Genomic DNA, 24,358 nt, shown 5'->3' on the forward strand with positions numbered 1-24,358 from the left:
GATCTTAGGGAAAATGCTAGTTATAACTTGGCCAAAAGCAAAAATTGAGGCAGCGTTCACCCATGGGCCGTTTGATCAAGTTCCTGATATACATCATTTGCCTGTGTTTCATCGGGCTGGTTGGGTATGCCTATATCGGGCCGTATTTCGGCGCGGACTTCTCCGCCCCGAAAAATGAAATTCGCGAGCCGGTCATCCTGAATGCAGACTAAAGGCACCTTACTGGCGCTTTTTCTGGCCGGAACCGCACAGGCGCAAACGCAAGAGCCATTGTCAGTCATCGACTGGCTAACTGACCCGCCAGAAAACCTGCCGGGCACGGTGCTGATGGAACCCCCTGTGACGCAGACGGGACTGCAACCCGAGGTGCAGGTCACCCCGTTGGAGGCGCTGTCCCCTCCTCTGGGGTTGGTTGCGTCTTCAGTCACTGGTCTGCCGGTGGACCTGTGGCGCAGCAGCGATGCTGATCGGCTCGCGGATTTGATCTCGAAGGTACAGGTCAAGTCCAACCCAGCGATGCAACGATTGTTGTTTACGTTGCTCTTGTCCGAAGCCCGCGCCCCAGCGGATGGGCAGGCGGAAGATACATTGCTGATGGCGCGACTGGACCGTCTTATGCAATTGGGCGCATCCGATCCGGTGCAATCCTTGGTTCAACTGGCCGGTCCGACCGATACGCAAGACCGCTTTAGACGTTGGTTCGATGCCACATTGCTGACCGGTGACGAAGATCGAAGTTGCACAGCCCTGATCGCTCAGCCGAATTTATCGAGGAACTACGCCGCTCAGATATTCTGTAAGGCGCGCCGAGGGGATTGGGCCTCGGCAGCGCTTACACTTGAAGCAGCACATGCGTTGCAGGTCTTACCCGACGATCAGCTTGCCCTGCTCGATCGCTTTCTCAGCCCTGAATTGTTCGAAGGGGCCGAGTATCTTCCGCAACCCGAAGATCCCGACCCTCTCACCTTCCGAATGTTCGAAGCGATTGGTGAACGCCTGCCCACGGCATCTCTACCTCGGGCCTTTGCAAACGCTGATTTGCGGGACGTGGCGGGGTGGAAAGCTCAGATCGAAGCTGCCGAACGGTTGACGCGGATTGGTGCTCTGACGCCAAACCAGTTGCTTGGCCTTTATACCGAACGCTCCCCTGCAGCCTCAGGTGCGGTATGGGATCGTGTCTCAGCCATACAAAAGTTCGAAGCCGCGCTCGAAACTGGCAAGCCAGGGCCAGTTTCAAATGCGTTAACAGCTGTTTGGGCACAGATGAAATCGGTCGGCCTGGAAGTGCCCTTTGCCGAATTGTTTGCGCCACGTCTGGCATCGATGAAGTTACCCGATCAGACTGCAGAAAACCTCCGTTGGCGTATTCTGCTTTTGTCCGAACTATATGAAGACGCGGCACGCACGATGCCTGACGAGTCGGACGCCAACAAGTTTTTGTCTGCCCTTGCACAAGGCGATCCGCAGCGCGCGCCCTCTCCTACCCCACTCGCTGATGCCATTTCACAAGGTTTTACCTGGTCTGCACCTGTCCCTTCGGACATAAACACCATGCTGCTCAATGATCAGTTGGGAGAGGCCATTCTGGAAACGATGCAGTTGTTCGCCCATGGCGCGCGCGGCAATCTGGTGGATCTGACAGCCGCGATTGCCACGTTCCGACGTGTCGGGCTCGAAGATACCGCGCGCCGAGCTGCATTACAGCTCATGATCCTGAACGGGGCCTGAGGATGACCGCACCCTCGTCTCAGGATCTATGGGTTTCCACCTTCCTCGAAGCGCAAGCCGCTGAACTTGGGGCTGCAACCAATACCTTGCTTGCATACGGACGCGACCTTAAGGATTTCTCAGACTGGCTGGTACGACGAAAGTCTGGCTTTGCCGAGGCTGACCGAGACAGGATCGAAGGCTACTTGATCGACTGCGATGCGCAGGGCCTGTCCCGCGCCACCCGCGCACGGCGGTTGTCTGCGATCAAGCAGTTGTATCGATTTGCGTTCGAGGAGGGATGGCGTGACAGCAACCCCGCGATCCAGATCAAAGGCCCCGGACGTGCGAAACGACTGCCCAAAACGCTGGATGTGCCTGAGGTTGACCGCCTGCTTGCCGCAGCACGCCGAACGGGTCGGTCCGATGCCGACAGAATACGCAACACCTGTTTGATGGAGCTTCTTTACGCAACAGGGATGCGGGTGACTGAACTTGTGTCGTTGCCAGTAAGCTCTGCCAGAGGCGACCCCCGGATGCTGTTAGTTCTTGGCAAAGGTGGCAAAGAGCGGATGGTTCCACTGTCCCCTCCCGCCCGCGAAGCGTTAAGCGGATGGCTCATAGTCCGCGATGCGGCTGAAGAGCAAACGATAAAAAAAGGTGTACAGGCATCGCGTTTTCTGTTTCCTTCGCGCGGGAAATCAGGGCATTTGACGCGGCATCGCTTCTTCCTTCTGGTCAAAGAACTGGCCGTCGAGGGCGGCGTTTCACCCCAGAAGGTCACCCCGCACACACTGCGCCATGCGTTTGCGACGCATCTGCTAGCCAATGGTGCGGATTTACGCTCGATCCAGACACTTCTGGGCCATGCGGATGTCGCCACAACCGAGATTTATACTCATGTTCTGGATGAACGCTTGTCGGAATTGGTGCTGGAACACCACCCGCTTGCCAAGGATGACACCACAGATCAAGGCTAACCCCTTGATCGGACGAGGTCGCAGCCCCATAACGGATGCAGCAACAAGAATAGCCTAGGACCGATGGAACCCACCTCTTCTTTGCTCGACAGTGCATTCTGGATCACGACTGGATCCATTCTTCTTCTCCTTGTGCTATCGGGCTTTTTCTCTGGCTCGGAAACCGCCCTGACTGCGTCATCACGCGGAAAGCTAAGGGCGCAGGCTGACAAAGGTTCACGCGGGGCGCAGAAGGCGCTGGATATTACCGACGACAACGAACGCCTGATCGGCTCGGTCCTGTTGGGCAATAACCTTGTCAACATCCTTGCGGCTTCGCTGGCCACAGCACTGTTTACGCGGCTATTCGGCGAAAGCGGAGTGGCATTGGCGACGCTGGTGATGACCTTGCTGGTGTTGATCTTTGCCGAAGTGCTGCCCAAGACCTACGCTATTACAAACGCTGAAAAGGCCGCCGCATGGGTCGCGCCTGTTATCGGTGTTGTCGTGACGGTGTTTTCGCCCGTCGTAGCCGCCGTCCGTCTTCTCGTGCGCGGAGTGATGCGCTTGTTTGGCGTAAAGATCGACCCTGACAGCAACATCCTCGCGGTGCGGGAAGAAATCGCTGGCGCGCTGCAACTGGGCCATTCCGAAGGAGTTGTCGAAAAGGAAGATCGAGACCGTATTCTGGGTGCGCTGGATCTTGGTGATCGCGCGGTGGAAGAGATAATGCTCCATCGCTCGAATATTGAGATGATCGATGCCGATGATGAGCCCGAGGCGATCCTCAAACAATGTCTGGAAAGCCCCCATACCCGCCTGCCGGTTTTCCGGGAGGAACAGGAAAACATCGTGGGTGTGGTCCACGCCAAGGACTTGTTTCGCGCGATGTACGCCCAAGTCGGCGGTGCAGATGGCGATCCGGAGCGGCTTAAGAATTTCGACATCGCAAAGGTGGCTAACGATCCTTATTTCGTTCCTGAAACCACCACTCTGGACGACCAGATGCGCGAGTTTCTTAGGATGCACAGCCATTTCGCGCTTGTTGTGGATGAGTACGGATCGCTGCGCGGGTTGATCACGCTCGAGGATATTCTGGAAGAAATTGTGGGTGAGATCGCCGACGAGTTCGACATCGACGAAGAAGTACCCGTCACCCGCACCGATGATGGCCAATTCCTCGTCGAAGGTGCAATGACCATCCGCGACGTCAATCGCGCCCTCGACTGGGCCCTGCCGGACGAAGAAGCCAACACTTTGGCTGGTCTTGTCATTCACGAAGCACAGATGATCCCGATCGTCGGTCAGGTGTTTTCATTCCACGGCTTTCGGTTCGAAGTCACCGCACGCGACGGCAACCGGATCACGGCCCTCAAAGTGCGACCTCTTTAAGTTCGGCAGCGTTCGCAATTGACAAGCGACGCGCAGTGTCGCGAACTGAATAGTATTGCGCCAGAGCCCTCGGCAGGCTCGGCCAAAAGCCGAGGGAGATGCATCGTGAAAACCACCACCCGTGTTGTAGTGATTGGCGGGGGCGTCGTCGGATGTTCGGTCCTCTATCATCTGACCAAACTTGGCTGGTCGGATGTGATGCTCCTGGAACGGTCCGAGCTCACCAGCGGCTCGACATGGCACGCGGCAGGTGGATTCCACACGCTGAACGGCGACACTAACATGGCCGCCCTGCAGGGCTATACCATACGGTTGTATAAAGAGCTGGAAGAGATCACGGGCATGTCTTGCGGCCTGCACCATGTGGGTGGCGTCACTCTGGCCGACGATCAGGATCGCTTCGACATGCTACTGGCCGAGCGTGCCAAACACCGGTTCATGGGCCTTGAGACCGAGATTGTCGGGCCAGAAGAGATCAAGAGGATCGCTCCGATCACCAACACCGATGGAATACTTGGCGCGCTTTATGACCCCCTAGACGGGCATTTAGACCCTTCGGGCACCACCCATGCCTATGCCAAGGCGGCGCGGATGGGCGGCGCCACGATCGAAACCCATTGCATGGTGCGCGAGACCAACCAGCGACCGGACGGAACATGGGATGTGGTGACCGACAAGGGTACGATTCACGCCGAGCATATCGTCAATGCTGGTGGTTTGTGGGCGCGCGAGGTCGGCGCAATGGCCGGCATCTATTTCCCGCTTCATCCGATGGAGCACCAATATCTGGTCACCGATTCCATTCCTGAGATCGAGGCCATTATCGACGCAGGTGGCGAGCATCCGCATGTGATGGACCCCGCTGGCGAAAGCTATCTGCGGCAGGAAGGGCGTGGACTGTGCATCGGCTTCTACGAACAGCCCTGCAAGCCCTGGGCTGTCGACGGCACCCCGTGGGAGTTTGGCCACGAACTGCTGCCCGATGACTTCGACAAGATCACCGATAGCATCGAATTCGCCTACAAACGCTTCCCTGTTCTCGCTGAGGCGGGTGTCAAATCCGTCATCCATGGGCCGTTTACGTTCGCCCCTGACGGCAACCCTCTGGTCGGGCCTGTGCCTGGCGTGCGGAACTACTGGTCGGCCTGCGGTGTCATGGCCGGTTTTAGCCAGGGCGGAGGGGTTGGCCTGACCCTCGCACAATGGATGATCGCAGGCGAACCTGAACGCGATGTGTTTGCGATGGATGTGGCCCGGTTCGGTGACTGGATCAGCCCCGGTTACACACGCCCCAAAGTGATTGAGAACTATCAGAAACGGTTCAGCGTCGCATATCCGAACGAAGAGCTGCCTGCCGCACGCCCAAACCGAACCACGCCGATGTATGACATCTTCAGCGATCTCGGTGCCGTATGGGGGCAGCAGTACGGGTTGGAGGTTCCGAACTACTTTGCCAAAGGGGATGAACCAGATTTCGAAACACCCTCTTTCCGCCGCTCCAACGCTTTTGAGGCCACTGGCCGAGAAGTCCGCGCCGTACGCGAAGGAGTGGGGATCAACGAGGTTCACAATTTTGGTAAATACCGCATCACAGGTGCCGGTGCCCGCGCATGGCTGGATCGCATCATGGCAGGCCGAATTCCGAAACCGGGTCGTGTTTCGTTAACGCCCATGTTGTCGCCCAATGGCAAATTGATCGGGGATTTCACCGTGTCGTGTCTGAGCGAAAATGAGTTTCGCGTCACGGCCTCATATGGCAGCCAGGCGTTTCACATGCGCTGGTTCCTGCAAAATCAGGACGAAGGCGTAAACATCGAAAACATCAGTGACCGGCTGAACGGCTTTCAGATTGCTGGCCCCAAGGCCACCGAGGTCCTGTCGGCCTGTACCCGGGATGATGTTAGTTCACTTAGGTTCCTTGGCGTGCGCGAGATGACCATCGGCATGACAGACTGCATCGTTCAACGCGTCAGCTATACCGGTGACCTGGGATATGAGATCTATTGTGATCCGATGGCACAGCGGCAGCTTTGGTGGACCTTATGGCAGGCAGGCCAACCTCATGGCATCGCACCATTTGGCATGCGTGCGATGATGAGCCTGCGTTTGGACAAGTTCTTTGGGTCGTGGATGCGCGAGTTTTCGCCGGACTATACCGCCGCGGAAACCGGTCTGGATCGGTTCATCTCATTCGCAAAAAACAGCAACTTCATTGGCCGCGCAGCTGTCGAGGCCGAACGCGCTGCTGGCACCAATCGCCGTTTGGTTGCGTTCGAGGTCGATGCAGCCGATGCCGATGTTAACGCGTATGAACCGATATGGATTGATGGTTCAGTTGTCGGCTTCTGCACGTCAGGCGGGTATTCCCACTATGCACGCAAATCGATAGCAATGGGATTCCTGCCAACCGAACAAGCAACCGAAGGTTGCGAGGTCGCGATTGAGATACTGGGCAGGATGCGCGCGGCCCGTGTGATCACCACGCCTCTGTTTGATGCCGACGGTGCAAGAATGCGGGGATGACACAATCTGACCTTAGCGGCATGGTGGCGAGATGAAAGAGATTCCCATCATACTGCTCGCCGCTGGCCAATCCAGCCGTATGGGTGGGACCGATAAGCTGATGCAGCCAGTGGGTGGCGTGCCGCTGCTGCGCCGTGTCGCGCAAAGAGCGATTGCCGTTGGTCCTGTTTTCGTTGCCCTGCCCCCGATGCCTCATCCACGCTATACGGTGTTGAATGATCTCGATGTGCTGCCCGTCGAAATCCCGGACGCACGGGAAGGTATCAATGCCAGTCTAAAAGGGGCAATGGCGGCAATCCCAGCCCATGCGAAGGCCGTGATGATCCTCTTGTCCGACTTGCCGGACCTTACGACTGCAGATCTACGCAATGTCCTGAAATCGGTCAAAACCCATCCTGCCAATCGAATTTGGCGCGGTGCAACCAACCAGGGCGTCCCTGGGCACCCGGTGATCTTTGATCGCTCTCTCTTTGCAGAACTGACAGACCTGACCGGTGACAGTGGCGCGCAATCTGTCGTACGGCGTCACAAGGATGCAGTTCACCTTCATCGCCTGCCCAGCCAAAATGCACTGTTGGATCTAGATACACCAGAGGATTGGGCAGAGTGGGTAGCCCGCCAACCTTCTGGGCTTCACCCGAAATAAACACGGCCCGGTCGTTTTCGACCGGGCCGTATGCCCAAAACAGGACTACCACTTTCACCAATCTCTAAAGCACTATCAGATCGCCAATCAGGCTGTCCGACTTTGAGCTGCAGAACCTAAACAAGACCCCCTCGTTAACATGCCGCTCAGCGCTGTGGAGACTGAGATGTGCCTTTGACACCCCCTAGTGTCTCAGGCCCCCCTCACTTGGGCATAACCAATGTCGCCGATCAGATGCGTTCAAACAATGTAAAATTGGAAGAAATGGTAAATTTGAGCGAAGACGGTTTGGCTTTTGCGCAACAATACAACACTCAAGACTCCACCAGTGGTTGCAGTTCCTTAACTCTAATCGGAACAAATACAGCGTTAATAGTTCATCGATACGCCCATTGCGCCTATTTCATAGACACCTACACACGCACTCAAAGATTAGATTGATTGCGCGATACAACTTTAAGGGGAGTAATTCGACGGGCCGTCCACGCGCCGGTTCTTTGTTAACAAAAATGATTCAATTCAATACTTTTCCGAAATTATCGACTTCGTCGGCAACAATCCACCGATTCGCCTCGATTCTCCCAAGCTGATTCTCGCTGTTAAGCCCTTTCGAACAGAGTCATTAAAGCGGCGAAACGTGGCGAAATTAAGGTTTCTTAATTTTTCTCTCAGGATATCCCAAGGTTGCTGGGGCATCTCCTGTCTGAATGCGCGGGATCAACCGCCAAACACAGACAGGAGTCAAAATGAGCATCCGGAAATCCTCACTGCTTCTTCCAAGCACATCCAGCTGGATGGGGGCTGGCGCACTGGGCGCGGCAATGCTGGCCACAACCGTTCTGCCCGCAATGGCAGACGAGGCGCTGGCTGATCTGGTCGAAACGGTTTCACCCTCGGTGGTGACAATCATCGCCAAACAAGACGCAACGCCAAAACAGGCGCAGGGGCAGGACTTCAATTTCGAAGGTCACCCCTTTGGTGAATTCTTTGAACGCTTTGGAGGCCCGGAAGGGTTCGACATGCCACAGCGCGGTCCAAGCCAGGGTTTGGGCTCTGGATTCGTGCTGGACGAGGCGGGTTACATCGTGACCAATCACCACGTTGTCGACAACGCAACCGAAGTGACCGTCCGCCTGAGCGATGACCGTACGTTCCAAGCTGAAGTCATAGGCACTGATCCGCTAACGGATATTGCTGTACTCAAGATCGATGCCGGTGAAGACTTGCAGGCCGTCGAAATGGGTGACAGCGATGTCATCCGCGTCGGCGAAGACGTGGTGGCCATCGGCAACCCGTTCGGTCTGAACGCGACTGTTACGACTGGCATCGTATCGGCGAAGGGCCGCAATATTTCGGAAGGTCCGTACGCCGAATTCATCCAGACTGATGCCGCCATCAACAAGGGTAACTCGGGTGGACCGCTGTTCAATATGGAAGGCGAAGTAATCGGGGTGAACTCGGCAATCTATTCGCCAAGCGGAGGCTCGGTAGGACTGGGTTTTGCGGTCACATCCAATATTGTCGACCACATCACTGCCGATTTGCTGGATGACGGTGAAGTCAGCCGCGGTTGGTTGGGTGTTTCGATTCAGAATGTGAGCCCCGAATTGGCGGCAGCAATGGGAATTGATGTCGCTACCGGCGCCCTGGTATCCGATGTTGTCCCGGACAGCCCCGCCGATGGCGTGCTGCAGCAAGGCGACGTGATCCTGACTTTCAACGACGATGCCGTTGAATCCAGTAATGAACTTCCCGTTCTGGTTGGAACCACCAAGGTTGGCACCGACAGCACATTGACAGTTCTGCGCAACGGCAAGGAAGAACAGATCAAGCTGACGATCGGCCAACATCAGGCAGCATCGGCGGCCACCGACAGCGTAGCGGAAGACAAGTTCGAAGGCACCAAACTTGGCGTTATCGTGGCTCCTCTGACTGAAAGCGCCCGTGCAGAAGTTGGCGTCGCGGAATCTGTCGATGGCGTTGTTGTCACCGATCTCCAGCCTGAAAGCCCTGCGGCCAAAGCTGGTTTGCAACGCGGCGATGTTATCGTCCGGCTAGGCAATCTGGATACGGTTTCGCCGGATGCGCTGAAGGAAGCACTGGAAAGCGAAAAGACCGATCCAGCGTTGGTTCTTATCAACCGTGGCGGCAACCAAATATTTGTCGCGGTCGAAATCGTCTGACCCCACACCTAAGCGCGCCACATGATGGGGAAATCTGGTGCGCTTATTTCTGGCCGACGCGGATTGTCCACGCGCCGCCGGAACAGCCGGGTGCGGCATCGCACCCGGCATGTTTTTTTCAAACAGTATGTGTGTTTAAATCCCGATGTGAAGGAGCCCTGATTATGAGTAGACGCCTGTTAATCGTTGAAGATGACCAAGACACACGGGACTTCATTGCCAAAGGGTTTGGCGAAGAAGGGTACGTTGTCGAAGTTGCATCAGACGGCCGCGAAGGGTTGTACCACGCCACCGATGGCGGATTTGACGCAGTCGTGCTGGATCGAATGTTGCCAGGCTTGGACGGGTTGTCGCTGATCAAATCAATGCGTGCGGCTGGGGTAAAAACACCTGTGCTGATGCTAACCGCCATGAGCGCGGTCGACGAACGCGTCAAAGGCCTGCGTGCAGGTGCTGATGACTATCTAGTCAAACCATTTTCGTTCCAGGAGCTCCACGCCCGGATCGAGGCGCTGCTGCGCCGTCCACAAGAGTCAGAAGAAACCCCTTCCCTCGCCTGCCGCGATCTTGAGATGGATTTGTTGACCCGCAAAGTCACGCGCAGTGGCCGGGAAATCACTCTAACCCCGCGCGAATTTCAGATTCTGGAGTTCTTTCTGCGGCGCAAGAACCGAGTCGTCTCGCGCACCATGTTGCTAGAAGGGGTGTGGGATTATCACTTTGATCCGAACACCAATGTAGTCGACGTGCATATCTCGAAGCTTCGCCGCCAACTCGATGAAGACGGAGCCGACCCGATTATTGAAACGGTCCGAGGGGCCGGTTACATGGTTTCGGATGGATAACCTGCGCCTGTCGCTCAAAAATTCACGTACGCGGCTGGTTCTGGCCAGTATGGTTCTCAGCACGTTGCTAACAGCGGCAGTGCTTGCGATGGTCTATGTGACTGCCAACCGCACGATTACGGGCGAAACGCGCTCGGTCGTGTCGGCTGAGCTCACCGGATTGGCGGATGAATATGAACGGCACGGCATGATCGGTTTGATCACTGCGATCGAGAGGCGATTGCCAACAGCGGCCGAGCGCGATGCGTTGTATCTGTTAACCGGTCGGCAGGGTACAAAGCTGGCGGGAAATTTATCTCATTGGCCCCAAGGAATCACAGCGGGCAGCGGGTGGGTCGACCTGCAGTTGCGCAAAGGGGATACCGATCAACACGTTCCGATTTCTGCTGCTTCCATCAGATTGCCGGGTGGTGAAAGATTGCTGGTTGGGCGAGATGCGCTGGCAAGACAGCAATTTGATCGTGTTCTTCTTCGCTCGGTTGCTCTGGCACTGGCGACCGCGCTTGCGCTTAGCCTGTTGACCGGTTGGTTGCTAACTCGGCTTGTGTTCTCGCGGCTAAAGGATATTGCCGACACCGCCGACAATATCGTTTCAGGCGATCTGGCCCTGCGCATGCCCTTGCGCGGAACAGGTGACGAATTCGACCAAGTTGCAGGCACTTTGAACAACATGCTTGATCGCATCGAAGAGCTGATCAGCAACCTGCGCACAACTTCCAACTCAATCGCCCATGACCTGCGCTCACCCCTGTCGCGACTTCGTCAGCGCGTCGAGTCTCTTGCCGAACCCGGGAAAAGCGAACAGGACCGTGATATCGACTTGGCCCGTGCGACTGGGGAAATTGATCACCTGCTGCGCGTCCTCAGCCAATTGACCGAGATCTCGCGGGCAGAAGCCGGTTTGGGGCGCGAGCAGTTCGAGCCGGTTAATTTGCCGCAACTGGTCGGTGATGTGGTTGAATTGTATGAACCTGTCGCTTCTGATCAGAATATCCGTCTTGAAGTTGTTGGTAACGCCGAACCGATCCAGGGTCACCGCCCACTTCTCTCTCAGGCATTGTCAAACCTGCTCGAAAACGCGATGCGCTATGCGCCTCCCGGTACTGCGATCACCATCGAAATCCGGGAAGATGAGGATTATGCATTGCTCAGCGTCCGTGATCGGGGCCCCGGTGTTCCGGAAAACGATCTGTCACGGTTGCAGATGCCCTTCGTCACCCTTGATCCCGCACGGACTGAACGCAACGCGGGGCTAGGTCTCGCACTTGTAGCGGCCATCTCGCATATGCACGGGGGCAGCTTTCAGGCCCGGAACCGCAAGCCCGGTCTGGAGACGACTCTGAGGCTTTCACGCAAGTTTTGATAATTGAAATTCAAGCCGCAAGGCATTGTGAAATAACTAAAGAATCGCAGGGAGAGAGGCGTACCCATGAAAGCGAATGCGGCCACCTCGCACCCTAGGTTCCTGAACTTGGTAATCCGGAAACCGGTTCAGCAATCGCCCTAACGCCACGCGACCTTCAAGCCGCGCAAGGGTCAGGCCAACGCAGACATGCGGACCGCCTGCGAATGCCAGATGCCGGTTTGGCTTGCGTGTGATGTCAAAACGCGTGGCGTCGGGAAATACCTCAGGATCGCGGTTCGCCGCACCGATACAGAGGTGCAGGTTCGTTCCTTTGGCGATCTGATGTCCCCCGATCTCAACCTCTGCCGTGGTTTCCCTGTTGCCAAACTGATTGGGGGACCGAAAGCGCAAGACCTCCTCGACGGTCGAAGCGATCAGGTCAGGATTATCCAGCAGGCGTTTGCGTTGTTCCGGGTGGTCGTTCAGCAATGCCAACCCATTGCCGATAAGATTGGTAGTGGTCTCGTGACCCGCGTTCAGGATGAAGATGCAATTCTGTAACAGCTCAATTTCGCTTAATTTTTCATCTGCACCCTCACCTCGGATCAGGCGGGTCAAAACATCAATCTCAGGATCACCCGGTATTGCACGGCGACGGGCAACGAGGTCCTGAAGGTAGGCTTTGAACTCACGTACCGCGCTGTGGCCTATTTCCAGCTGAGTGTCTGTCAAAGCGGGTTCTAAAGCACCAAGAATAGCTAAAGACCAATCCCTTAGCGGTGCACGTTCATCCATAGGGACGTCCAGCAGATTACCAATAATCTGGATCGGAATCGTCGATGCAAAATCCTCAATCAGATCCACCTGTGCTTTGCCTTCCATGTCGTCGAGCAATACATCAACAGTTTCGATCAAACCCGGCTCCATCCGCGCAATTGCGCGCGGGGTCAGGGCCGAGGTCATGATTTTGCGCACCCGTGTGTGGAGCGGCGGGTCAGAGAACACCAGCGACGTTGTGTGATGCTCGAACAACGGCGAGCCAACTCCAAATTTCGGACCAAACGCTGCCTCTTTGTCCGAAGAATAGAGCGTCGTGTTGCGATAAATCGCATCCAGATCTGCATGACGAGAAAACAGTACGGAACCATCTGGTTGACGCAGTATCGGTGCGTATTCGAGCAAAGCATCGTAAAAGGGAAATGGGTCATCGACAAACCCCTCGGGCGGGTTTGTTAGGTCTAGATTTTGCGCAAGATTCTTTAGGCTTATGTCGTTCATGCTTCGCTCCCCTGACGTTTGGGTAGCGGAATAGACTGCAGCAAACAACCTTGTCGGATGACAGGCCACGTCGGACCGGATAAGACAAGGCATGTCTGACCCGATTTCATCAATCCGCAATCTTGGCCCAGCGTTCGAACAGGCCTGCGCACGGGCGGGAATTATGACAGCTCAGGAGTTGCGCGATCTTGGTGCTGATGAGGCATATGCTCGCCTGTTGCAGGCTGGAACCCGCCCGCATTTCATCGGCTATTATGTCTTAGTCATGGGCTTGCAAGGGCGCCCATGGAATGACTGTAAAGGCGAGGAAAAGAAGGCATTGCGTGAACGGTTCGATGCGATCAAGGCCAGCATCAGTCGGGCGCCTGAAAGCCAGTTGATTTCAGATCTGGATGCCGTTGGCGTGCGTGTATCGGCAAGTGACCTCAAACCTGTCTAAGCAACAAAAAAGGCCGCGCCCAACAAGGGCACGGCCAAAAACTTTGATCTGACGAAAGATTAGCCGACCAGTTCGATGCCCGAGAAGAAGTAGGCGATCTCAACCGCAGCAGTTTCCGGTGCGTCCGAACCGTGGACCGAGTTTTCGCCAACCGACTCTGCGAACTCGGCGCGGATGGTGCCGGGGGCCGCGTCAGCGGGGTTGGTCGCACCCATAACTTCACGGTTCTTCGCAATGGCGCCTTCGCCTTCCAGAACCTGGACAACAACCGGTGCCGACGACATGAATTCGCACAGTTCGTCATAGAACGGACGCTCAGCATGGACGTCGTAGAACTTGCCTGCTTGGGCTTTGGTCATGTGGATGCGCTTTTGCGCAACGATGCGCAGGCCAGCTTCTTCGAACTTGGCATTGATCTTGCCAGTCAGATTGCGGCGGGTTGCATCGGGCTTGATGATCGAGAATGTGCGTTCCAGTGCCATGGTGGCCTCTCCTTAACTTTAGGGCGCGCGACCCGCGCCGAAATCCATCGCGCGCCGCCTAGCATGGTATTTGCCTTATGAAAAGCGTTATGATCGTTTATCGTTCAGATCGCCTCAGGCAGTGGGTCGGTACGATCCAACCGTCGGACATAGAGCACTGCCAGCAATCCAACAAAGCTGCTGCCGCACATCATGCTCAATACAAGAAAAGGCCCGTTTTCGGGGCTCACAAAAGTCCCGGTCATCATGGTCAAGACTGCACCCAGTGCCACGATCAGTGCGCCTGACAGGCCGGCAGCACTGCCTGCCAGTTTCGGGCGCACCGACATCACCCCGGCCGAGGCATTTGCATTGGTCAGACCATTTCCGAAACCAACGCAGATGGCGGAACCGAAAAACACCCAGACCGAGCCCATGTTGCCGATGAATAGCAGCAAGCCGCAAAACGGCCCGACCGACGCCACGATCCGACCGAATAGGATCATTGTGGTGAGTTGAGTGCGCTTTGCGATGCGCCCGGTGACAAAATTGCCGACCATAAAACCGCCCGTGATAATCCCGATCCCAAGGCCCAGCATTGCGGGGCTCAGATCGAACCAGGCCGCAGCGACTAGCGGTGCGCCGGTGATGAAACTGAAAAAACCACCGATGGAGAACGCAGCGCATAAGGCATAGCCCCAGAACCTGCGTGCGCGAAACAGATGCGGGTATTCGCGCATCTGCGCCGCGAAAGTCGACGAGCGATTGGTGTTGGTTTCACCCATGTCGACCCACAACAGCAGTAGTACCCCTGCCCCAAGCAGCGAATACATTACGAACCCGGCGCGCCAACCGAACAGCATGTCCAGCGCGCCGCCCAGCATCGGTCCAAGCATCGGTGCCAGAGCCATCGCCATCGCGACATACCCCAGTTTGCTGGCTGCTTCATTTGGGGGATATCGGTCGCGGATCGAAGCGCTCGACAGAACCGGCCCGGCCACCACCGCCGCCTGAACCATCCGAAATGTAAGGAATGCCCAGATCGAGTCTGCCAGCACGCATCCAATCGATGCAGCTACAAATATGGCCATCGCGATCAGCAATACCGGCCTGCGTCCGTAGCGATCCGATAGCGGTCCGACGATCAATTGCAAGACCGCCGAGACACATAGATACCCGGCCACGGATACGTTCATCAGGCCATAATCCACGCCGAAATCTTCGCTCATATGCGCCAGCGACGGCAGGAACATGTTCAATGTCAGAACTGATAGCGCCGTCGCAAAAATCAGCGTTATCAGGGTCGGAGGAGTTTGAGCCGGACGCATATCGAAACCGTTTGGAAGACGAACCGGAACAGCGCTAACACATTGCTTCTGGCTTGAACATGGTGACCTCTGGCGGCGTCTTGGATGCTCTGATAAGAGCGCGTCATGCTACGGATTGAGAACATAAATTATGCCGTTGAAGGTCGTCCCCTGTTCGACGGGGCCAGTGCGACCATTCCCGACGGCCACAAGGTCGGCCTTGTCGGGCGCAATGGTACCGGAAAGACGACGCTCTTCCGGTTGATCCGTGGTGAGCTGTCGCTGGAATCAGGCAATATCTCGTTACCGAAACGCGCGCGGATCGGCGGCGTGGCGCAGGAGGTGCCGTCGTCGGATGTCTCGCTGATCAACACCGTTCTGGCAGCGGATGTCGAACGAAGTTCATTGATGGCCGAAGCTGACAACGCGACCGACCCGGATCGGATTGCTGAAATCCAGACCCGGCTGACTGATATCGACGCTTGGTCGGCTGAAGCGCGCGCGGCCTCGATCCTCAAAGGACTGGGCTTTGACGATGAAGATCAGCTGAAGCCCTGTTCGGATTTCTCGGGTGGGTGGCGCATGCGGGTGGCGCTGGCCGCGGTGCTATTTTCGCAGCCAGATCTGCTGCTGCTGGACGAACCGACCAACTATCTGGACCTCGAAGGTGCGCTGTGGCTGGAAAGCTATCTGGCGAAATACCCACATACTGTCATCATCATCAGCCACGACCGTGGGCTTCTAAATCGTGCGGTGGGCTCAATTCTGCATCTCGAAGACCGCAAGCTGACCTATTACGCGGTTCCCTACGACAAGTTTGCCGAACGCCGCGCCGAACGTCTGGCGCAAGCCGAATCCGAAAATGCCAAAGCCAAGGCACGCATCGCACATCTGCAAAGTTTCGTGGATCGTTTCCGTTACAAAGCGTCAAAGGCCGTACAGGCCCAATCTCGCCTCAAAATGATTGAGCGCATCCAGCTGGTCTCAACCCCACAAGAGGCAGCTTTGCGCGCCTTTTCCTTCCCCGAGCCGGAAGAGCTGTCGCCCCCGATCATCCAGCTTGAAGGAGGCGTGACCGGTTATGGTGAGACCGAGGTTCTGCGACGACTGAACCTACGCATTGATCAGGACGATCGCATCGCTTTGCTGGGCAAGAACGGTCAAGGCAAGTCGACCCTTTCGAAACTGCTGTCCGACCGACTGCCCCTGATGGCGGGAAAAATGACCCGCAGTTCCAAGCTGCGCATCGGCTATTTCGCACAGCATCAGGTGGATGAGCTGCATGTGGACGAAACGCCTTTGGATCACCTGCGCCGCCTGCGCCCGAATGAGGCACCCGGCAAGTGGCGCTCGCGCCTGGCAGGGTTCGGGTTGAATTCGGATCAGGCGGAAACGCTGGTCGGTCGTCTGTCGGGTGGGCAAAAGGCGCGTCTGTCACTGCTGATTGCTACGATAGATGCGCCGCATATGCTGATCCTCGACGAACCGACCAACCACTTGGACATCGAAAGCCGCGAGGCGTTGGTTGAGGCGCTGACAGCCTATTCCGGCGCGGTTATCTTGGTCAGCCACGACATGCATCTACTGTCGCTTGTCGCTGACCGGCTATGGCTGGTCTCGGATGGCACCGTGAAGCCCTTCGACGGCGATCTTGAGGCCTATCGCTCCCTTCTGTTGTCCCGCGAAAAATCGGTCAAAGAGAAGCCACAGACCGCCAAACCCAAACGTGCATCACGCGAGACGGTATTGGCGCTGCGCGCAGATCTGCGCAAATGTGAAGATCGGGTCGAGAAACTCACGGATATGCACGACAAGCTATCGGCCAAGCTGGCGGATCCGGCGCTCTATGAAGACGACCGGATCAACGATTTGGAAACCTGGAACCGCAAGTTCACCGAGGTGGTCGAGGCCATGCAAAAGGCTGAGGCCCTTTGGGTTGCCGCCGCAGAACGCTTGGAACAGGCAGAAAGTTCGTGATGAAACCCGTCTCTGAAACCAACGCAATGATCGCAGGCATGCGCCCCGAGCTTCAGCCAGGTGTCTTCGCCTTTGTTATCTGGCCAACACAGAAAGAATGGCCCGAGAACACACGGGCGAGTTGTGTTGAGGCCGAAGGCTTGTCACTGATCGTTCCCATCGAGGTCGCCCCGTCTGATGCAGTAAGTATGCGCTGTATCACCTTGCAGGTTCATTCGTCGCTGGAAGGTGTAGGTCTTACTGCCGCTGTCTCTGCCGCGCTTGCGAAATACAACATTCCGACGAACATGGTGGCCGGATATCACCATGATCATGTGTATGTCCCATTTGATATGGCAGACGAGGCCCTTGCCATTTTGATCAACCTTCAGAAAGGGGCTGAGGAATGATTGATATGGCCTTCTTTATAACGGCATTCACCACGATGTTCGTGGTGATCGACCCGTTCGGCACTACGCCGGTCTTTGTTGCTTTGACACAGGACATGGATGCCGCAACGCGCCGTAAGATTGCCATTCGCAGTTGCTTGACCGCCGTTTTCATCCTGATCGCCTTTGCCGCGTTTGGTGAGGCGGTTCTGGGCTTTATTGGTATCTCGATGCCTGCGTTCAAAGTGGCCGGCGGCGCATTGTTGTTCCTGACCGCGCTCGACATGCTGTTCGAGCGGCGCAACAAGCGGCGCGAGAACCGTGCGGAAGAGGAAGAGCATCCTGACCCGTCGGTGTTCCCGTTGGCCATTCCACTGATCGCCGGACCAGGCTCAATCGCAACTATCATTCTGTTGGCCGGACAGAACCCCGGCATTCAAGGGATCGCAGCCGCCTGTGCCGTCATGCTGGGCGTCATGCTGGTTGTTTTTGTGTTCTTTCTGGCCGGAGGTCTGATTGCTCGCATCTTGGGCAAAACCGGGTTGAACGTACTGACACGGCTGCTGGGTATGCTGCTGGCCGCACTATCGGTTCAGTTCATTCTAGATGGCCTTAAAGCCTTTGGTTTCGCCTCCTGAGGCACCATATTGGCATCAGACAACTGTATTCGGGTGATTGAATGGACGGCGAAGATTTTGGGCGATTGACCTATCTGGTTCTGCTGGGAGCCGCCCTGTTGATGTGGTTTTTCACTCAGAACCGCCAGTCATTGGGCAAAACCATGCAGCAGGTCGCGGCTTGGGTGTTTATCTTTATCGGCGTCATCGCCGTCGTCGGGCTGTGGGATGACATCCGCTCGACCGTCAGCCCTACCCCACAACTGACCGTGACCGATCAGAGGATCGAAGTGCCCCGCTCGTATGATGGACACTACTATTTGCCGATGCTTGTGAATGGCAAAGCCGTGACCTTTCTGGTCGATACCGGGGCCAGCAATATCGTCATTAGTCCGAAAGATGCCGAACGAATTGGAATCGATACGGATCAATTGAACTATCTGGGCCGCGCTTCGACGGCCAATGGCATCGTGCGTACGGCTCCGATTCGGCTGGACAACCTGTCTCTGGGCCCGATCACGGATCGCAATATCCCGGCCTCGGTCAATGAGGGCGACCTGGATCAATCCCTGCTGGGGATGGAATATCTGCATCGGTTCTCGAATATCCAGTTTGCTGACGGACGCCTGATTTTGTCGCGCTGACGGCAATCCTCAATTGAGAACAAATTGGGAACATGCTAGTTTGATAAGCATGTCCACCCATCTTCTTGGCCGCAAGCCCGCGCGCACCCCGCCCGGGGTGGCCCTGCACCCACAGATCAGCCTGCAACTGGCCCGTGTGCACGAGGCCTGCGGCCCTGCCCGGCGCAGTTTTGCCCTGTGGGTGGCGGGGCAAACTCAGGGTCCGGTAATGTGGATTGCCCCGGCGTGGGAGGTCGCCCAGCTGCATCCCGAAGGCATGTTACCTTTTGCTGACCCGTCCCGGTTTCTGCTGATCCGCCCTGATAAACCCGAAGACCTATTGTGGTGCATGGAAGAAGCCTTGCGCAGTGGTGCCGCGCCCCTGGTTATCGGCGACCTGCCCGGCCCGCCGGGTCTGACCCCTGTTCGGCGGTTGCATCTGGCCGCCGAACAGGGTGGCACATCGGGTCAGGTCCCTCTGGGACTGTTGCTGACACCTGACGATGGCGGCGCGCAGGGGATCGAGACGCGCTGGCATATGGAGCCGACTTATCGGGACGAGGCCTGCAGTTGGCGCCTGACCCGCCGCCGTGCCCGCGCCCTGCCCCCGGCCAGTTGGCACGTGACGCGGACGGCCCCACATTTCGGCCTGCAGTTACAACAGATCAAAACCGAAGACGCACCCACGTTCACATAACTTGTGACTGGTCAAAGCAGGACTTGCACCCTAGCGTGCCCGCATGACACATCCGATCCATGACAGCCGATACTCCTGGCTTCGCCTGCTGATCACTCTGGCGATCGCAACGGTGGTCAATGTGGGTATGTGGGCTGTGGTTGTCGTGATGCCCGCCATCGAGGCCGAATTTGGAGCAGGCAGAGCTGCCGCATCGATGCCCTATACGCTCACCATGATCGGTTTTGCCTTTGGCAACATGTGGCTTGGCAAGCTGGTGGATAATCTGGGCGTGACAAAGGCTCTGATCGGGGCCGCCCTCTTAAGCGCATTAAGCTATTTGCTGGCCACGCTTGCACCAAACATTGCCCTCCTTTCAGTCGCGCATCTGTTGCTGGGTCTTGGAACATCGATCGGGTTTGGCCCACTGATCGCCGATATCTCGCATTGGTTCATGCGCAGGCGCGGGATTGCCGTGGCGCTGGTGGCCAGCGGCAACTATCTGTCAGGTGCAATCTGGCCTACGCTGTTATCGGGCATTCTGCAGCGCGAAGGATGGCAACAGGTTTACCTGAGCCTCGCCCTCATCACATTGGTCGTTGTCATACCCCTGTCCCTGCTCCTACGTCGCCAAGTTCCGGTCGACGCGCACAGCACCGCAGCTGCCGCAGCAGAGATCAAAGCACAAAGCGTCGGCTTTTCACCCCGCACCCTGCAATACATCCTCGGGCTGGCTGGTATCGGATGTTGCGTGGCCATGTCGATGCCGCAGGTCCATATCGTGTCTTATTGCGTCGGCCTTGGCTACGGTCCGACGGTTGGAGCTGAAATGTTATCATTGATGCTGCTGGGGGGCGTTGTCAGCCGGGTGATTTCAGGGCTGGTCGCGGATCAATTGGGAGGGCTTACCACCCTTTTGATCGGCTCGGTCCTTCAGTGCATCGCTCTGTTCCTGTTTCTGCCTTACGACGGTATGGTGTCCCTGTACGTTGTCAGCATGCTGTTTGGATTGGCGCAGGGTGGTATCGTTCCAAGCTATGCTTTGGTTGTGCGCGAATACATGCCGCCACAAGAGGCCGGAGCGCGTGTGGGTTTTGTCATGATGATGACCATTCTGGGCATGGCGCTGGGCGGCTGGATGTCCGGCTGGATCTACGATGTAACCGGCAACTATCAACTCGCCTTTATCAACGGCATCGTTTGGAATGGCATGAACATCGCCATCCTGCTGATGCTCTTGAAACGCTCAAGGCCACGCGGCGACACAGCATTGGCATGACCGACCTCACGCGCCGCACACTCATCGCTGGCCTTGCGGCTCTACCGTTCGCGCGCGACGCTCATGCAGCACTCACCCCGTACGTTCTGGCAACGGCGCGCAGCTCGGTTGAATTTACCTACACTCTGTCTGGCACAGCACAAACAGGTACGATGCCAGTTCAGACGGCGCAGATTCTAATCGACACGAGACGCCTTCAAAACAGTAGGGTCGATGTTGTGATGGACGTGGCCCGAGCTCGTACGAAATTGCCCTTTGCGCGCGGTCCAATGCTAGGCAGCAGCGTGTTGAACGCCGCTCGATATCCAACCATTCGGTTCGTCACGACTAAAATTCAACTTGGACCCACGGGTCGCATCTCGGAAGGCGCGACAGTAACGGGGGATCTGACAGTGCGTGATGTAACCCGTCCCGTAACGCTGAATGCTGATCTTTATCGAAGACCAGGCAGCGCAGTGGATGATCTGGACATCCTGTTCATAAGGTTGGTGGGCGCGCTTAATCGGCACGAATTTGGTGCCTCAGGCTATCCTGATCTGGTACAGCCAATGATTGGTTTAAACATCCGAGCCGAAATCATTCGACAGGATTAACCAAGGAACGCCAAAAAACGACGCTAAGGTGTCGAATAGATACGCGCAATTCGTGACAACAAAGACAAGCTGCCCCCATCATGCGTACTATCATTTCATTTGCCGCACTTTTTCTTTCGGTCATACTATTGCAACTGTCGACCGGTGGTGTTGGGCCATTGGATGCGATCTCGGGCCTGACATTGAACTTTTCGACAGAACAGATCGGTCTGTTGGGGTCTTCGCATTTCCTTGGCTTTTTCATTGGCTGCTGGTGGGCACCGCGCCTGATGGGAAGCGTCGGACACTCGCGCGCATTTGCCGTTTGCACCGCCTTGGGTGCGATGGGGCTGTTGGGACACACGCTGACTGAGAACCCCTATGTTTGGGCCATCCTACGGATCGCGTCGGGCACTTGCGTTGCCGGGTGCTACACGGTGATTGAGGCGTGGCTAAATGCAAAGGTCACAAATGAATCACGTGGACGTGTGATGGGAAGCTATCGCATCGCAGATCTGGGCGCCTCGCTTTGCGCGCAGTTGATCATCGCGGTTCTGCCTCCGGCATCCTATGTTTCATATAATCTTCTGGCCATCTTATGCTGCGCATCGCTACTGCCTTTGACGCTAACACGCGCGAGCCAACCCAAAACCCCGGACGCACCACGCTTACGGCCCCGGCTGGCGTGGCAAAACTCACCGCTTGCAGTGGCCGGGGTCATCGTCGCAGCCCTAAGCTCGGCCTCATTTCGAATGGTCGGCCCGGTTTACGGTCAGGAGGTGGGGCTGGCCGTCGATCAGATTGCGTTCTTTCTGGCCTCATTCGTTCTGGGCGGCGCACTGGCGCAGTACCCGCTGGGCTGGCTGGCCGACAAATATGACCGACGCTGGGTGTTGATCTGGTTATCGGCCGCAGCGGTCTTAAGTTGCGGCATCACAATGTTGGCCAGCGGAACCGGCACAGTCGGCGTCATGCTGACAGCGGGCTTTTTCGGCCTGACCACATTCCCGATCTTCTCGGTTTCATCAGCCCATGCAAATGACTTTGCCACCACCGAACAACGCGTGGAACTGGCCGCAGCGCTGATGTTTTGGTACGCGCTGGGGGCGATTGCCTCACCATACATCTCATCCACGTTGATCCAGCAGTTCGGCCCTGGCGCCCTATTTGCCTTCGTGGCTCTGGGTCATGCATTCCTGATCGTGTTCGGCCTTGCCCGCATGCGCTCTCGCCCAACGCCCGACGAACGGACAAATTACGTCTATGCGCCGCGTACTTCGTTTACGATTGGCAGATTGCTGAAAGGTTCGCGTGAAAAGCACTAAGCGCGATTTCAGTGTGAAATACACAGAGTCTCAAAACCCGGCCTTTTGCTAACCGCCGACATACTGTAGACGGGCGCGCAGACAGTTATCTGGAAACGCAAAATGGCTCGGATTCTAATCACCTCGGCGATCCCTTATATCAACGGGATCAAACACCTCGGCAATCTGATCGGCTCGCAGTTGCCCGCCGATCTATACGCGCGCTATCTGCGTGGTCGGGGGAATGAGGTCATGTTCCTGTGCGCAACTGACGAACACGGCACCCCTGCGGAACTGGCTGCGGCGAAAGCGGGCAAACCCGTCGCGGAATACTGCGCCGATATGTATGCGGTGCAAGCAGACATCGCCAAACGCTTCGGTCTGAGTTTTGACCACTTTGGCCGTTCATCCAGCGATCAGAACCGTAACCTGACCCAGCACTTCGCAGGCAAACTGGATGAGGCCGGGCTGATCCGCGAGGTCAGCGAGAAGCAGGTTTATTCAAACGCCGACGGCAGATTTCTACCTGACCGTTATATCGAGGGTACATGCCCCAATTGCGGCTATGATCGCGCGCGTGGTGATCAGTGCGAGAATTGCACCAAGCAATTGGACCCGACCGACCTGATCGAGCCCCGCTCAGCGATTTCCGGTTCGACGGATTTAGAGGTGCGCGAGACCAAACATCTCTATCTGCGCCAATCCGCTATGAAGGATCAGTTGGATGCGTGGATTGACAGCAAGTCAGACTGGCCGATCCTGACCACCTCGATTGCCAAGAAATGGTTGCATGATGGCGACGGTCTGCAGGACCGCGGCATCACCCGCGATCTGGATTGGGGTGTGCCGGTTAAGAAAGGCGATCAGGACTGGCCTGGAATGGAAGGCAAGGTCTTCTACGTCTGGTTCGACGCGCCCATCGAATACATCGCCTGCGCAAAGGAATGGGCGGATGCCAACCGTAAGTCCGATGCCGAGTGGGAGCGATGGTGGCGCACCGACAAAGGCGCGGATGACGTGCGGTACGTCCAGTTCATGGGCAAAGACAATGTGCCGTTCCACACGCTCAGCTTCCCTGCTACCATTCTGGGATCGGGCGAGCCGTGGAAGATGGTCGATCACCTGAAATCTTTCAACTATCTGAACTATGACGGCGGCCAGTTCTCGACCTCACAAGGGCGCGGCGTGTTCATGGATCAGGCGCTGGAGCTTCTGCCTGCCGACTACTGGCGCTGGTGGCTGCTAAGCCATGCGCCGGAAAGCAGCGACAGCGAATTCACCTGGGAAAACTTCCAGCAATCGGTCAACAAGGACCTCGCTGACGTTCTGGGCAACTTTGTCAGCCGGATCACCAAGTTCTGCCGCTCCAAGTTCGGTGAGGCCGTTCCGGGTGATGGTGAATATGGTGAGCATGAGCAAACGCTTATCGCAGAACTGACCCGACGCATCCGCGCCTATGAAGGCCACATGGAAGCAATGGAAGTGCGTAAATCTGCGCAGGAGTTGCGGGCGATCTGGGTCGCAGGCAACGAATACCTGCAGGCCGCGGCCCCCTGGTCAACTTTCAAGGAAGACCCGGCGCTGGCTGCGGTTCAAGTCAGGCTGGGGCTGAACTTGATCCGACTCTATGCGGTTCTGAGCGCGCCGTTTATTCCTGAAACTTCGGCAAAAATGCTTAGCGCGATGAACACGCTGGACACCAGCTGGCCTGATGACGTCGACGCCGCACTGCGTGCCCTACCCGCAGGCCACGACTTCACGGTTCCCGATGTGCTGTTCGCCAAGGTGACCGATGAGCAACGTGAAGACTGGCAGAATCGCTTCGCCGGGACGCGTAAGTAACAATAAATCTTCATC

At 56.7% G+C, this 24,358-nt stretch carries 22 protein-coding genes; 19 read left to right on the forward strand and 3 right to left on the reverse strand.

Going from position 1 to position 24,358, the window contains the following annotated elements:
• The first annotated feature begins 62 nt into the window (after window positions 1-62).
• From ACR3EJ_RS14115 to ACR3EJ_RS14155, 9 genes are all read left to right on the forward strand, one after another.
• Window positions 63-212, forward strand: a complete 150-nt coding sequence (locus ACR3EJ_RS14115) for a hypothetical protein (protein WP_010439599.1) — start codon at window positions 63-65, stop codon at window positions 210-212.
• Window positions 202-1,728, forward strand: coding sequence for a hypothetical protein (locus tag ACR3EJ_RS14120; protein ID WP_170539266.1), 1,527 nt, complete (start codon window positions 202-204; stop codon window positions 1,726-1,728). Before ACR3EJ_RS14115 ends, ACR3EJ_RS14120 begins: the two co-directional genes overlap by 11 nt.
• A gap of 2 nt (window positions 1,729-1,730) precedes the next feature.
• Window positions 1,731-2,687 carry a tyrosine recombinase gene (locus ACR3EJ_RS14125; RefSeq protein WP_170539264.1) on the forward strand — a complete coding sequence of 319 codons (957 nt, stop codon included), beginning with the start codon at window positions 1,731-1,733 and terminating at the stop codon, window positions 2,685-2,687.
• Window positions 2,688-2,750: 63 nt separating this feature from the next.
• Window positions 2,751-4,058 carry an HlyC/CorC family transporter gene (locus ACR3EJ_RS14130; protein WP_170539261.1) on the forward strand — a complete coding sequence of 436 codons (1,308 nt, stop codon included), beginning with the start codon at window positions 2,751-2,753 and terminating at the stop codon, window positions 4,056-4,058.
• Between the two features lie 105 nt (window positions 4,059-4,163).
• Window positions 4,164-6,581 carry a GcvT family protein gene (locus ACR3EJ_RS14135; protein WP_170539259.1) on the forward strand — a complete coding sequence of 806 codons (2,418 nt, stop codon included), beginning with the start codon at window positions 4,164-4,166 and terminating at the stop codon, window positions 6,579-6,581.
• Between the two features lie 31 nt (window positions 6,582-6,612).
• Window positions 6,613-7,227: a nucleotidyltransferase family protein gene (locus ACR3EJ_RS14140; RefSeq protein ID WP_170539257.1), complete on the forward strand. Its 615-nt coding sequence runs from the start codon at window positions 6,613-6,615 to the stop codon at window positions 7,225-7,227.
• Between the two features lie 746 nt (window positions 7,228-7,973).
• Window positions 7,974-9,410 carry a Do family serine endopeptidase gene (locus ACR3EJ_RS14145; RefSeq protein WP_170539255.1) on the forward strand — a complete coding sequence of 479 codons (1,437 nt, stop codon included), beginning with the start codon at window positions 7,974-7,976 and terminating at the stop codon, window positions 9,408-9,410.
• 164 nt (window positions 9,411-9,574) lie between these two features.
• Window positions 9,575-10,255 (forward strand): response regulator transcription factor, encoded by a 681-nt coding sequence (locus ACR3EJ_RS14150; RefSeq protein ID WP_010439589.1) that lies wholly within the window; start codon window positions 9,575-9,577, stop codon window positions 10,253-10,255.
• On the forward strand, window positions 10,212-11,618 hold the full coding sequence (locus ACR3EJ_RS14155) for a sensor histidine kinase (protein ID WP_260025827.1): 1,407 nt from the start codon (window positions 10,212-10,214) through the stop codon (window positions 11,616-11,618). Before ACR3EJ_RS14150 ends, ACR3EJ_RS14155 begins: the two co-directional genes overlap by 44 nt.
• Window positions 11,619-11,654: 36 nt before the next feature.
• Here the strand turns inward: ACR3EJ_RS14155 and ACR3EJ_RS14160 are convergent, their stop codons facing one another.
• Window positions 11,655-12,878 carry a cytochrome P450 gene (locus tag ACR3EJ_RS14160; RefSeq protein ID WP_170539253.1) on the reverse strand — a complete coding sequence of 408 codons (1,224 nt, stop codon included), beginning with the start codon at window positions 12,876-12,878 and terminating at the stop codon, window positions 11,655-11,657.
• Between the two features lie 91 nt (window positions 12,879-12,969).
• Between ACR3EJ_RS14160 and ACR3EJ_RS14165 the strand changes: the two genes are divergently transcribed.
• Window positions 12,970-13,317, forward strand: a complete 348-nt coding sequence (locus ACR3EJ_RS14165; RefSeq protein ID WP_170539251.1) for a TfoX/Sxy family protein — start codon at window positions 12,970-12,972, stop codon at window positions 13,315-13,317.
• A 59-nt stretch (window positions 13,318-13,376) separates the two neighbouring features.
• Here ACR3EJ_RS14165 and ndk read toward each other — a convergent pair whose 3' ends face one another.
• Window positions 13,377-13,799 (reverse strand): nucleoside-diphosphate kinase, encoded by a 423-nt coding sequence (gene ndk, locus ACR3EJ_RS14170; protein ID WP_008757405.1) that lies wholly within the window; start codon window positions 13,797-13,799, stop codon window positions 13,377-13,379.
• Between the two features lie 104 nt (window positions 13,800-13,903).
• A complete protein-coding gene (locus ACR3EJ_RS14175) occupies window positions 13,904-15,106 on the reverse strand; it encodes a multidrug effflux MFS transporter (RefSeq protein WP_170539249.1) in 1,203 nt (400 codons plus the stop codon).
• A 105-nt stretch (window positions 15,107-15,211) separates the two neighbouring features.
• Here ACR3EJ_RS14175 and ACR3EJ_RS14180 point away from each other — a divergent pair, with 105 nt between their 5' ends.
• From ACR3EJ_RS14180 to metG, 9 genes are all read left to right on the forward strand, one after another.
• Window positions 15,212-17,062 (forward strand): ABC-F family ATP-binding cassette domain-containing protein, encoded by a 1,851-nt coding sequence (locus tag ACR3EJ_RS14180; protein WP_170539247.1) that lies wholly within the window; start codon window positions 15,212-15,214, stop codon window positions 17,060-17,062.
• Entirely contained in the window at window positions 17,062-17,451 is a 390-nt protein-coding gene (locus ACR3EJ_RS14185; RefSeq protein ID WP_170539245.1) for an ACT domain-containing protein, read from the forward strand. The genes ACR3EJ_RS14180 and ACR3EJ_RS14185 overlap by 1 nt, the downstream gene beginning before the upstream one ends.
• On the forward strand, window positions 17,448-18,068 hold the full coding sequence (locus ACR3EJ_RS14190) for a MarC family protein (protein ID WP_170539242.1): 621 nt from the start codon (window positions 17,448-17,450) through the stop codon (window positions 18,066-18,068). The genes ACR3EJ_RS14185 and ACR3EJ_RS14190 overlap by 4 nt, the downstream gene beginning before the upstream one ends.
• A gap of 41 nt (window positions 18,069-18,109) precedes the next feature.
• Entirely contained in the window at window positions 18,110-18,691 is a 582-nt protein-coding gene (locus ACR3EJ_RS14195; protein WP_170539240.1) for a retropepsin-like aspartic protease family protein, read from the forward strand.
• Between the two features lie 49 nt (window positions 18,692-18,740).
• Window positions 18,741-19,367: an ImuA family protein gene (locus ACR3EJ_RS14200; protein ID WP_170539238.1), complete on the forward strand. Its 627-nt coding sequence runs from the start codon at window positions 18,741-18,743 to the stop codon at window positions 19,365-19,367.
• 43 nt (window positions 19,368-19,410) lie between these two features.
• Window positions 19,411-20,625, forward strand: a complete 1,215-nt coding sequence (locus tag ACR3EJ_RS14205; protein WP_170703274.1) for an MFS transporter — start codon at window positions 19,411-19,413, stop codon at window positions 20,623-20,625.
• Window positions 20,622-21,218 carry a YceI family protein gene (locus ACR3EJ_RS14210; protein ID WP_170539234.1) on the forward strand — a complete coding sequence of 199 codons (597 nt, stop codon included), beginning with the start codon at window positions 20,622-20,624 and terminating at the stop codon, window positions 21,216-21,218. The genes ACR3EJ_RS14205 and ACR3EJ_RS14210 overlap by 4 nt, the downstream gene beginning before the upstream one ends.
• An 80-nt stretch (window positions 21,219-21,298) precedes the next feature.
• Window positions 21,299-22,522, forward strand: a complete 1,224-nt coding sequence (locus ACR3EJ_RS14215; protein ID WP_010439558.1) for an MFS transporter — start codon at window positions 21,299-21,301, stop codon at window positions 22,520-22,522.
• 102 nt (window positions 22,523-22,624) lie between these two features.
• Window positions 22,625-24,343 (forward strand): methionine--tRNA ligase, encoded by a 1,719-nt coding sequence (gene metG / locus ACR3EJ_RS14220; RefSeq protein WP_170539232.1) that lies wholly within the window; start codon window positions 22,625-22,627, stop codon window positions 24,341-24,343.
• Window positions 24,344-24,358 lie beyond the last annotated feature (15 nt).

The organism is Ruegeria sp. AB11 (assembly GCF_056536325.1).

Excerpts from the sequence above, each read along its gene's own strand:
- ACR3EJ_RS14115 (WP_010439599.1), top strand. The coding sequence starts at position 63 with ATGGGCCGTTTGATCAAGTTCCTGATATACATCATTTGCCTGTGTTTC.
- ACR3EJ_RS14120 (WP_170539266.1), top strand. The coding sequence starts at position 202 with ATGCAGACTAAAGGCACCTTACTGGCGCTTTTTCTGGCCGGAACCGCA.
- ACR3EJ_RS14125 (WP_170539264.1), top strand. The coding sequence starts at position 1,731 with ATGACCGCACCCTCGTCTCAGGATCTATGGGTTTCCACCTTCCTCGAA.
- ACR3EJ_RS14130 (WP_170539261.1), top strand. The coding sequence starts at position 2,751 with ATGGAACCCACCTCTTCTTTGCTCGACAGTGCATTCTGGATCACGACT.
- ACR3EJ_RS14140 (WP_170539257.1), top strand. The coding sequence starts at position 6,613 with ATGAAAGAGATTCCCATCATACTGCTCGCCGCTGGCCAATCCAGCCGT.
- ACR3EJ_RS14145 (WP_170539255.1), top strand. The coding sequence starts at position 7,974 with ATGAGCATCCGGAAATCCTCACTGCTTCTTCCAAGCACATCCAGCTGG.
- ACR3EJ_RS14150 (WP_010439589.1), top strand. The coding sequence starts at position 9,575 with ATGAGTAGACGCCTGTTAATCGTTGAAGATGACCAAGACACACGGGAC.
- ACR3EJ_RS14160 (WP_170539253.1), bottom strand. The coding sequence starts at position 12,878 with ATGAACGACATAAGCCTAAAGAATCTTGCGCAAAATCTAGACCTAACA.
- ACR3EJ_RS14165 (WP_170539251.1), top strand. The coding sequence starts at position 12,970 with ATGTCTGACCCGATTTCATCAATCCGCAATCTTGGCCCAGCGTTCGAA.
- ndk (WP_008757405.1), bottom strand. The coding sequence starts at position 13,799 with ATGGCACTGGAACGCACATTCTCGATCATCAAGCCCGATGCAACCCGC.
- ACR3EJ_RS14175 (WP_170539249.1), bottom strand. The coding sequence starts at position 15,106 with ATGCGTCCGGCTCAAACTCCTCCGACCCTGATAACGCTGATTTTTGCG.
- ACR3EJ_RS14180 (WP_170539247.1), top strand. The coding sequence starts at position 15,212 with ATGCTACGGATTGAGAACATAAATTATGCCGTTGAAGGTCGTCCCCTG.
- ACR3EJ_RS14185 (WP_170539245.1), top strand. The coding sequence starts at position 17,062 with ATGAAACCCGTCTCTGAAACCAACGCAATGATCGCAGGCATGCGCCCC.
- ACR3EJ_RS14190 (WP_170539242.1), top strand. The coding sequence starts at position 17,448 with ATGATTGATATGGCCTTCTTTATAACGGCATTCACCACGATGTTCGTG.
- ACR3EJ_RS14195 (WP_170539240.1), top strand. The coding sequence starts at position 18,110 with ATGGACGGCGAAGATTTTGGGCGATTGACCTATCTGGTTCTGCTGGGA.
- ACR3EJ_RS14200 (WP_170539238.1), top strand. The coding sequence starts at position 18,741 with ATGTCCACCCATCTTCTTGGCCGCAAGCCCGCGCGCACCCCGCCCGGG.
- ACR3EJ_RS14205 (WP_170703274.1), top strand. The coding sequence starts at position 19,411 with ATGACACATCCGATCCATGACAGCCGATACTCCTGGCTTCGCCTGCTG.
- ACR3EJ_RS14210 (WP_170539234.1), top strand. The coding sequence starts at position 20,622 with ATGACCGACCTCACGCGCCGCACACTCATCGCTGGCCTTGCGGCTCTA.
- ACR3EJ_RS14215 (WP_010439558.1), top strand. The coding sequence starts at position 21,299 with ATGCGTACTATCATTTCATTTGCCGCACTTTTTCTTTCGGTCATACTA.
- metG (WP_170539232.1), top strand. The coding sequence starts at position 22,625 with ATGGCTCGGATTCTAATCACCTCGGCGATCCCTTATATCAACGGGATC.